This window comes from Diaphorobacter nitroreducens (assembly GCF_002214645.1).
GTDB lineage: Bacteria > Pseudomonadota > Gammaproteobacteria > Burkholderiales > Burkholderiaceae_C > Diaphorobacter > Diaphorobacter nitroreducens.
This window is the reverse complement of sequence record NZ_CP016278.1, coordinates 1,021,779-1,031,712: the sequence shown is the minus strand read 5'-3', so window position 1 is coordinate 1,031,712 and position 9,934 is coordinate 1,021,779. Positions and strand designations below refer to the sequence as shown.

At 60.8% G+C, this 9,934-nt stretch carries 7 protein-coding genes; 3 read left to right on the top strand and 4 right to left on the bottom strand.

What is annotated here, in order from left to right; translation table 11 throughout:
- Positions 1–30 precede the first annotated feature (30 nt).
- From BA022_RS04865 to BA022_RS04855, 3 genes are read left to right on the top strand one after another with little or no spacing between them, the layout of a single operon-like run.
- On the top strand, positions 31–3,069 hold the full coding sequence (locus BA022_RS04865; RefSeq protein WP_088886727.1) for a Tn3 family transposase: 3,039 nt from the start codon (positions 31–33) through the stop codon (positions 3,067–3,069).
- Positions 3,066–3,416, top strand: a complete 351-nt coding sequence (tnpC, locus tag BA022_RS04860) for a Tn3 family transposase post-transcriptional regulator TnpC (protein ID WP_088886726.1) — start codon at positions 3,066–3,068, stop codon at positions 3,414–3,416. The genes BA022_RS04865 and tnpC overlap by 4 nt, the downstream gene beginning before the upstream one ends.
- On the top strand, positions 3,413–3,652 hold the full coding sequence (locus tag BA022_RS04855; protein WP_088886725.1) for a hypothetical protein: 240 nt from the start codon (positions 3,413–3,415) through the stop codon (positions 3,650–3,652). Before tnpC ends, BA022_RS04855 begins: the two co-directional genes overlap by 4 nt.
- 188 nt (positions 3,653–3,840) lie before the next feature.
- Here the strand turns inward: BA022_RS04855 and BA022_RS04850 are convergent, their stop codons facing one another.
- From BA022_RS04850 to BA022_RS04830, 4 genes are all read right to left on the bottom strand, one after another.
- Complete coding sequence (locus tag BA022_RS04850; RefSeq protein ID WP_088886724.1) at positions 3,841–6,504, bottom strand: DUF2726 domain-containing protein; 2,664 nt, start codon at positions 6,502–6,504, stop codon at positions 3,841–3,843.
- Positions 6,501–8,174, bottom strand: a complete 1,674-nt coding sequence (locus tag BA022_RS04845) for a hypothetical protein (protein WP_088886723.1) — start codon at positions 8,172–8,174, stop codon at positions 6,501–6,503. The genes BA022_RS04850 and BA022_RS04845 overlap by 4 nt, the downstream gene beginning before the upstream one ends.
- Before the next feature lie 303 nt (positions 8,175–8,477).
- Positions 8,478–9,143, bottom strand: coding sequence for a hypothetical protein (locus BA022_RS19055; protein WP_187306016.1), 666 nt, complete (start codon positions 9,141–9,143; stop codon positions 8,478–8,480).
- Positions 9,144–9,211: 68 nt separating this feature from the next.
- Positions 9,212–9,670 carry a hypothetical protein gene (locus tag BA022_RS04830; protein WP_148665125.1) on the bottom strand — a complete coding sequence of 153 codons (459 nt, stop codon included), beginning with the start codon at positions 9,668–9,670 and terminating at the stop codon, positions 9,212–9,214.
- Positions 9,671–9,934: the final 264 nt, after the last annotated feature.

The window sequence follows — 9,934 nt, the reverse complement described above, 5'->3', positions numbered from 1 at the left end:
CACTAACCCTGCCTTGTCGGAGTTTGCGCCATGGCGAGCATCGAACGTACTGCGTATCCTCGATTTCCTCGAACGTTGACGCTCAAGGACCTACAAACGTCTTTTACGCCAAAGCCCGAGGAAATTGAGTGGGCTCAACAACACTCGCGCACGGCCGAGCGTCGCCTGGCGATCCTCGTGTTGCTCAAATGCTTTGAGTTCCTACGCCACTTCCCGGCGCTCGACACCATTCCTGCCGCGGTTGTTGAGCATGTTTCAGCCACGCTGGGCATGGCATCGACCGACAAGATCGAGTTTGCGTCGTTGGCCACGCTGTACCGCCACCACAAGGCGATACGGGAATTGCTCGGTGTGAGGCCCTACACCGACGGGCAAACACGAACGCAGGCTATCCAGATCGCCCAGCAGGCTGCAGATATCGTGGAAACCCGTGTTGACATCATCAACATCACCATTGAGGAATTGGTGCGATTGGGTTTCGAGCTTCCGGCGTTTCGCACACTCGACGAAATCTCCGAGCAAGCCCATTCGGCGGCGGAGACCGCCTTGCACAATCGAATCATCGAGCGCCTTAGTTCGGCCCAGCGCGCATGGCTTGATCGGCTGCTGGCGTCCGAGTTGCCCGCCCGGCGAACCCTGTACAACCAGATCAAGAAATCGGCAAAAAAAGCCTCACGCAAGCATCTTGATTTGCTGCTCGACCAGTTGGCCTGGCTTGAGTCATTGCCGGACAGCGATGCGCTTCTCGACGGTGTGCCTGTAACCAAGCTGAACTATATGGCGGGCATGGCATCGGCGCTCGATGCGGGTGACATGAAGGACTTGCTACCGGCCAAGCGCTACGCGCTGATCCTGGCATTGATTCGGCAAATGCGCGTGAGAGCTCGCGACGATGTGGCCGAGATGTTCACTCGCCGCATCGGAGCCATCCACAAAAGCGCCAGGGAAGAACTGCAGGTGATCCAGGCACGCCAGCGCGAACTGAGCGAAGAATTGGTCGCCACGCTTGAGCAGGTGCTGGAGATCCTTGCCGAAAACCTGGATGACGCGAGTACCGGTCAGCGCGTTCGAGATCTACTCGCTCCGCACGGCAATCTTGATCAGTTGACGACGGACTGTGAGGCAATCCGTGTGTGGAGTGGTGGCAACCATCTGCCGCTGGTCTGGAAGGCCTTCAGCAGTTGGCGCGCAGCGATGTTCCGGATGGCCAAGGCGTTGCGCTTCGTGGCAGCCACTCAGGACCGCAGTCTGCTGGATGCCCTCCAGGTCGTGCTCGCCAACGAACATCGCAAGGTGGAGTGGATCGAGGACGACCTGGCGCTTTCGTTCGCCTCCGAGCGCTGGCGCAAGCTGGTGCGCCGCTCGCATGGGCTGGGCCATCCCACGAACCGTCGCTATCTCGAAGTGTGCGTGTTCAGCTACTTGAGTGGCGATCTACGTTCAGGCGATGTCTGCATTGAAGGCTCGGAGTCCTTTGCAGACTATCGTTTGCAGCTTTTGCCCTGGAACGAGTGCGAAGCGTTGCTGCCAACCTATTGCGACCGAATCGGCATTCCGGCCACGGCGAGTGAATTTGTGGACGGCCTCAAGCAATTGCTCACGGAGACGGTCAAAAAAATCGACGAAGAGTTTCCGCAGCATGCTGGCGACGTGGTGATTGGCAGCACTGGCGAACCGACGCTGCGGCGTGTCGCCGCGCGCGAAGTGCCTGCATCCGCCATCGCCTTGCACGCCGCCATTGAAAACCGCACAGTCCCTCGCAACCTGCTGGATGTTCTCGCCAACATCGAGCACTGGACAGGATTCACCCGGAATTTTGGGCCGCAGTCGGGCGACGATCCCAAACTTCGCAACGCACGCGAGCGCTACTTGCTCACCGTGTTTGCCATGGGCTGCAACCTGGGGCCCAACCAGGCAGCGCGCCATCTGTCCAACGGGGTGACACCGCATCAACTGTCCTATGCCAACCAGCGGCATATGAGTCTGGAGCAGCTGGACAACGCCTGCCGGGATCTGACCGAGCTGTACCTGCGGCTTGAGCTACCCAAGCTGTGGGGCGAGGGCAAGAAAGTCGCGGCCGATGGCACCCAGCATGATTTCTACGACCAAAACCTGCTGGTAGGCATGCATTTCCGCTACCGGCGCATGGGAGCGGTTGCGTATCGGCACGTCGCCGACAACTACATCGCGGTGTTTCGCCATTTCATACCACCAGGGGTACTGGAAGCAGTCTACGTCATCGAGGGCCTGATGAAGGCGGGCTTGAGCGTTCAGGCCGACACTGTGTACTCGGATACCCATGGCCAGTCGGAAACGGTATTTGCCTTCACGCACCTGGCGGGCATTCAATTGATGCCGCGCATCCGAAACTGGAAGGACCTGCGCTTCTATCGCCCAGAGAAGGGCATGCGTTTCCGTCATATCGACCGTTTGTTCAGCGACGTCGTGGACTGGAAGCTGATCCGCGACCATTGGCGAGATCTGATGCAGGTGTCCATATCGATTCAGGCCGGAAAAATCGCCTCGCCGATGCTGTTGCGCAAGCTTAGCCAGGAAGGGCGCCACAACCGGCTCTTTGCCGCAGCACGCGAACTCGGGCGCGTGCTGCGTACGGTCTACTTGCTGCGTTGGATTTCCAGCAAGGAGATGCGTCAGGAGGTGAGTGCCACGACGAACAAGATCGAGTCATACCATGCCTTCACGAAATGGCTGGACTTCGGCGGGGACGTGATCAACGAGAACGATCCGAACGAGCAACAAAAGCGGGTGCGCTTCATCGACCTGGTCGCCTCGTCGGTGATCCTGCAGAACACAGTGGACATGATGCGGGTGCTTCAGGAGATGTACGCAGATGGGGAGCCGGTTTCTGCGGCAGATGTCGAATTCTTGAGTCCGTATATGACTTCGGGTATCAAGCGCTTTGGCAACTATCACCTCGACCTCAAGCGGCCACCGGAGCCCTGGGTCAAGGAATCACAGTTTCGTGAGGCGGCCAAGCGCGCTCGCGCTGCGGCAGCCGCGGTGGCGGCAGAGGCGCAGCGCGTCGGCCAAAAGGGAGCAGGAACATGAGCGATTTTGACTCCACGGTCCTCACTGCCTATGGTCGGCTGGACAGGGCCGCGCTAACCCGCGTACAGGGCAGCTACGACACTACCGCATTGTTGCGGGTAGTTGACGAGCTGGACAGCATTGTTGGACATGCGCGAGGCCCGGATGGCCTTCGAGATGTCCTGCTGCGGCTTCACGGGATGGCGCATGTTGTGGTCAACGGCGCCGGATTGTCAGGATCCACAAAAAAAGAGAGTTTGCCCGAGCTTGCTTATGATGCAACCTCTGAGATCCGACAAACGATAGCTACGCTGCAGGGATGGGTGACGCTGATTGAACCGCTGGAAACACTACAGCCGACCAATTGAGTGTCAAATCTGAATATAAAACCACTCCAAATAACCAAAAGGCTTATGAGCTAAAACTGGCTTTATCCTGGCTTGCACTCCTGAGCGGTATCGACAGCGTTGCCAAGGCGCACACAAACTTCAAGCGCGTCATCGACTGGTCACACGAAAGCGGCTTCCGGTACGTCTTGCACAGCAACGGCGACAAGAACCGCGAGCTGATTCTGACCGTGCTGGTTTTCCACGTGCCGGAGTAAAGAGGCCGGTGATGGAGTCAATGACCAGCGATGAGAGGCGGGAGGCCCTGGACAGGTACGCGACTAGGGTTGACACCTAAGGCTACGAAGCTGTGCGAACACGTCCGACCAAAGCCATTGGAACGCTAGCGACAGGGGCATCACGGGCGCCGTGGCTGACTTCAGCCTCCTCCTCTGTTGTAGCTGGTTCAAGCTCGAACACCTGACAGGCCTTCCAGCAGCCCGCGCGCCTGGTCGTACCCTGGCAGGTCGGCGCGCAAGCTCCGCACCAACTCGTCAACGTGCTCAGCTACCTGGGCTCGGATGGTGTTCTCGGATGGGCTGCCGACTGGCCGAAGGCGCATGAACGGAATGCCAGCCGACGCGAACAGCCGGTCCTTCTTGTCGTCATTCCGCTGCTGGCGTTCGGTGTCGTGCCAGACCGAGTCGACCTCGATGGCCAACATGGGCAGGTAGGTCGTCGATGACACGACGACGATATCGACGCTCGCCCGCAGGTAGTAACCGAAGTCGTCTTCGCTCACTAGCTCCTTCATGCGCTCGTAGCTCATGACGCTCTGCAGCGAGCAGTTCGGAAACACGAGGTGGTTGGGGCACAGCTGCACCAGCAGCTGGTAGATGGTGAACTCGCGCTGGCTGTTGAACACCTGCTTAACCGCACTGGTGCCCTGCGCGCGAACAATCCTGCCAATGACCGCATGCTGAGACTCGCGTTCAAGCAGTGGCGCGATGTGCGGATTGATGCGGAAGGTCTTGTCCGTGACCAAGAGCATCCCGAGCTCGACCAGCTTGTCGTAGTGTCGTCCGGCCCATGTCAGGTCCATGCCGGCGTACTCGGCCACCTCGGCCAGCCCGTTATAGCTTTTGATGCTGGCGAACACGCTGAGCAGCTTGCGTGCAGGTGCGGTCAGCGATGGCCAGCGACTCACCGCCGTTCGCTCGAACTGGTCGCGCTTGTTCAGGCTTGCAAGTCGCGCCTTCGCATCCGTCAGGAGCTGCTGAACCACGTCGGCGCGGCTCGAGGTCTTCACGTCTTGGAGCTTGTCGACGAACTGCTGCACTTGATCCAAATCGTCGGATCGCGCCCAAAGCAGCTTGGCGTTCTTCACACCGACTTCGGGCACGTTCTCGGCAGTGTCGAGGTCGATGAGGTAGTAGTGCAGTGCATCGTCGGGGTCGCCCACGACCTGCTCGAGGTAGGCCAGCCGAAACGCATGCCCCTTCTCAAGAAGGTCATCGCTGAACTCACGTGCAAGGGGCAGCAGATGGGCTCGCACCTTGTCGCCAAGCTTGGACAACGCGTCGAAGATGTCCCCCGCGACCTCGCGCCACATGCGTTGGGTCTTCTCATCCATCTGGCCGCGCACCGCCGCCAGCTGTTCCAGCGCATCGAGCAACGGCCCGGCCTCCGGCTCATCGAGGTCCTCGCCATCGAGGTCGCCTGAGTAGTAGTTCTGCGACGGTGGAATGCCAGCACTTGTCGTGCGGCGCATGGCGTCGAGCAGCAATCGCATCCGCCCCGCCACGCCTTGGATGGCGTATGCCACCGCGAACTGAAATGAGATGCTCTGCTCGCACAACCAGGCGAGGCCCGGCATGTCCTGGTCGCCGTGGTCCTCGTCCTCCAACGGGGAATACTGAATACTGGCGGTGAAAATTCGATAAAGGCTTTTGAGCTCGGCTCGCCGGGGGAAGTCCTCGGGCGAATGCTCGTACAGCCTCAGCAGCAGGTCGCCGACCGACGCCATGTGCAGTCCTGCCGGCCCAACGTAAATTTCGCGCACCTCCTCGCCCAGTGTCATCGTCAGTTGATCACCGAACCGATGCGCATCCTGGTTAACAAATCGCATCAAGGCATGCACGGCAAGCGACAAGTGCTTGTCCACGTCGGCGGGCGCGGCTGACAGAGCACAAAGCACACGGCGAAGCCCTTCACAAGCGTCGCAGGCGAAGGGCTCAGGGAAGCGCTGCAGCAGTTCGGCGAAGCCCACGTCGGAGTCGTGTTCGAGCATCCACATGAAGGCCCAGGCTCGCGGTGTCAGCCGCAGTTGGGCGCTTGCCGATGATTCGTCCTTGGCCAAGGCGACAAGGGCATTCTCGCTCGGGCTCGGAAGCCGGAGAAGCGCATCACCAACTCGTGCGTAGTCCCACGGGTCCGCCATCATCAGGTCGAGGTCAAGCCGCAGCACATTGACGAGAGCGCGGCCCACTTCATCGAGTGCGCCGCCCTGCTCTGCCGCGGCATAGGCTTCGCTGAGCGCCAAGGTGAGGTCTGGAAGGGCGGCCAGCGTCTGCTGCTCGGCGGCTGAAATCTCCTCGTCCTGGCCATCGAGAGCCCTGAGCAGCCTCATGGCGCGCCCGCGAAGCTTCCGTATCCACTCGACATTCGTCAGCTCCATGCAGGCCCGCGACAGGCGACGAAGCGCTTGTGCGCAATCGTCAATCGACCAGCCCAGAGTGTCGAGGTACAGGTCGAACTCGGGCTGCAGCGTATGCAGTGCGTCGACGCGGGCGGCCAACTGCTCGAGTGCGCCCTCGTACTCCTCGCGAACCTCCCTTGCCAGTTCGTAGGGAGACCGGACGCTGGGCGGATAGAGGCCAAGAATCTTGGCCCGCAGCAGCCACACCTCTGCCGATTTCCGGTCATCCTCGTGGATGGCCGTCAACGGCACCCGGCCCAACGCAAGAATTTCGGCCCATGCCTTGTTTTCGAAGTGCGCTCGAGCGGACGCCTGCATCTCGGCCAAGCGGAACTGTGGTGGTGGCAAGGCATCCAGCTCGACGGTAGCGGCGTCGGCCGCAGCAGCGACCCCGAAGGTTGCCTGCGGCTTCTTCTTCGACTTCTTGCTCATGCCCCCTCCTCGATGCGGTCGATGTCCAGATAGATGGCGTGTCCAAAGGCATACGACCACATTCCGGGTAGCTTCTCGATGACACCTTCGGTCGACACGAGGTGCGGCATCACGCCGACGTACATCTCCAGGCCCAGCTCCTCGAGCTTGAGCCGCAACTCCTCGCCGTCGCCCGCGTAGCAGAGGTACGGCAGCGGGTCGTTGGGGTCGATGAGCTGCCCCATCTGCTGCATCTTCTGGACGCGGATGGAGGCGCTGAAGTCCTCGATGGCATCGCGAATACCTTCGACCTGGTCGGGCGCCAGGTCCCGCGGCGTCCGGTAGCGCACGAAGTCCACCCGCGGCATCAGCGAGCGAATGAGGGTGTCATCGGCAGCTTTGGCCAGCTTCGCCCGAGGCGGCGAGGCAAAGAGCCTGTTGGGGTCCTTGAGCTTGAGGTGCTCGGCCAGCGTCATGACGAAGCCGACCTTCACCTCGGGCACCTTGTCCTGCTCGATGCCGGTTTCCGCGCAGAACGAGTCCCAGTCGTGGCCGGCGTCGTTCAGGGCGTGGAAGACTCGATGCAGGTCGACGCGGTAGGTGTCGTCCGGGCCGCTCAGGTACTTCAGCTGCTTGGTGACGTGGTGGTGCTTCACCTTGCCGCCAAGGATGCGCTTGGCAAGGCGGTAGCGCCGCAGAAGCTTCTCGGATTCTGCCTCGGTGAGCGTCGTGTGAACTTGGCCGGGAACATAGTCCTCCGGATGCAGGGTTGTCATCTGCCACACATAGCGGCCCTTCCCCACGCGCCAGGCCCCCTCCTCCAGCGAAATCTCCAGCGGCTGCCCCTTGGCCTCGTCTTTGACGGCCAGCTCGAGCTGGGCCCAGCACGTCATCTCATCTCCACGGGCGATTTCAAACCCATCGCCCGGCATCAGCTCGTTGTCCTCCCGAAGGAGAACCAGTTCGGAATTGCAGGTGTCGTCCGGCGTAACCGGCTGGGGCACGGCCGGCAGCTTCGCCAGAACTTCAGGCCCGTATCGCCCGCAAATCTGGAGTGTGGCCACCCCGTCCAAGATGGCCTTCTCGGTTTCTTCCAGCCGCCGGCGGACCATCTCGAAGGTCGCCGGTGCCTCGGTCAGCCAGCCATTGACCTCACCGATAGGGTTGATGGACAGCGCGGGCACCATCTCAGTCTCGCCCGCCTGGCTGTCCTTCTTCGGCTCCGGCACGCAGACCAAGATGAAGTCGTGCCCGAAGCGGACTTCGAACACCTTGGTGGGCTTGACCTGGTGCCAAGCCTCAAGCCATTCGGCCAGCCTCGGCGCGAGCTCGTGCCAGCTCGAAAACTGCTCCTCCGGCGCTTTGACCACCATGGTGAGTTTGAGCTTCGGCACCGCGGGTTCCCGATTGCAGGCATGCCAACTCGAGTGACCAAGGATGCGGGACGCGGCGTCCAGCGCCGCCGTGTGCTTGAGCGAGACGCCGACGCTGCTCAAGGCCTTGCGGAGCCGCTTGGCCAGCGCCTTGGGGTCTTCGTCAACCTTGGGCTGCAGGTCTTCGACCACCTTGAGCGCGACCGCTGAGGTGAAGCGTGGGATCTTGAGATGGACGAAAGTCCAAAGGGCTGCGGCCGTGGCCTGCAGGTCTTGAGGGGAAGTGGGTTGCGCCAGCGGCGCGGCAGCGGCTGCCATGGATGAACTCCTAGAGAGCATCGAGGGACGGCACGCGTTGTCCGGCTCTCCAAGTGGAGGTCATTGAGCCGGGGAAAGAAGCCTCGCAAACGAACTGGCTTTGCCGTGCCGGACATGGTCCGGTGCGTGCACTGACGGGCGCCAACTTGCCCACGATTCGGCTTGAACCGCACGCGAATCGTAAGCAAAAGCAGCTAACGCTGTCAACTCTGCCCCTCGGATGGGAGAAGACACCGAGGGCCGACGTCGTCTAGTAGTTGAGGTGCTCTTGTCGGAATACGCGGGCAAGGGACGGCGGGGCGTTCAAGAGCGCCGGACATCCTGTTCACAAGGACTGGAACACGCGCTGGGACTCAGTGCAGCGGATATCTCACCATGACCACCTGCCTTACGGACCTCGCCAATGAGTTGATCGAAAGCTGCCACTTTCCCTCTTGCCCGACGAACGCTCTCCAGCGTGCGCTTGTCCACGTACGTGACATCAGCATAGGGAGCCAAGCAAAGAAGATGGGTGTCGTTCAGGTCACTGCCCTTGCGCTCGGGCTGGTCTTGGGCATGAGCCCGCATGCATTCCTCGATGACGGTGACAGGCAAACGATCTTGCGTCACAACTTGCTTGAGTGCCTGCCAGGGTAGCCCACTCGCGTCCGCCACCATCCGCAACCGCTCATGAAAGATCAAGAGATTGGTAGTCTGACCGACCGTCGCAGACAGGTCGATGTCGTCCAGTTCAAGGCCCGCCATCAGCAGGAGTTGGATGACAGGCGGCAGATCGCCGCCCGGAGCAATCGCACGGCCTTCACGGGCAACCTCTGCAAAAAAATTGTCTGCCATCGCGCCGGGATCAGCGATACGTTTGTCTCCACGCGTGGCGATCTCGTCGGCCAATTGGTTGCGGAGGTGCTGAAGCGCACGATTCGCATCCTCGGCCTTTCGGAAGGGCTTCGCTAGCAAGTCAGAGATGCGCACGTTGTCGATGTTCGTCGCACGCCACCGCGCGATAGCAGCCACTCTGCGCGAACCCTCTTGCCGATTGATCAATGGCGCCCGAAGAACCCGCCAATCCTGGAAACCATCGGGAATGGCCTCGGAACCTGGACCAACCAAAACAGCCCCTTGCGCGCGAGGTCGCGCACCTGGAGCAATTCAGCGCCGGAGTGCGCATACGCTGCTCGTACCTCGGCCTTCAACACCTCCAGCACCGAACCAGGACCAGAGTCCGGGTCTGAGGGGCGCACCCAAGCCACCAGCGGCCAGCTTCTGAGATAGCGCAGGCGCTGGTCAACCAATTCGTCGTCCTTATGTTGCAGCAGTTCCTCCACTTGGTGCCAGCAGAGCAGTGGAAGCCATCCGCACTCGACAAGGTCAGGCACAAACGCTTCGGCCGAGCGCCTCCGGCTGCGGTCGGCATAAGCCCAGTCGGAAGCCAGCCCCGCCAAGTGCGAGGTATCGAGGACAACGAAGCGCGTCTGGCTGATCAATGTAGAAGCGGTCACTGCGAGTGATTACCTTTGAAGCTGTTTGGTGGAGAGGTCCGATCTAATTCCAACGCCCTCCCCTACGGAGGACATTTTCATTTCGGGATCTTGATCGGCCGACCGACGGCGGCATTCGATTTGACGTCACGCCCTTTGAAGCGGCCAAACCTTTTCTTATCCTCCACCAGGTTGGACTATCCGGATACGGCCACTTCAACTTGCAATAATGTTCGAAACAGCGCAAGGCGCGCATACTGACTTAGCAAAATCGTTACGACCATC

Excerpts from the sequence above, each read along its gene's own strand:
- BA022_RS04865 (WP_088886727.1), top strand. The coding sequence starts at position 31 with ATGGCGAGCATCGAACGTACTGCGTATCCTCGATTTCCTCGAACGTTG.
- tnpC (WP_088886726.1), top strand. The coding sequence starts at position 3,066 with ATGAGCGATTTTGACTCCACGGTCCTCACTGCCTATGGTCGGCTGGAC.
- BA022_RS04850 (WP_088886724.1), bottom strand. The coding sequence starts at position 6,504 with ATGAGCAAGAAGTCGAAGAAGAAGCCGCAGGCAACCTTCGGGGTCGCT.
- BA022_RS04845 (WP_088886723.1), bottom strand. The coding sequence starts at position 8,174 with ATGGCAGCCGCTGCCGCGCCGCTGGCGCAACCCACTTCCCCTCAAGAC.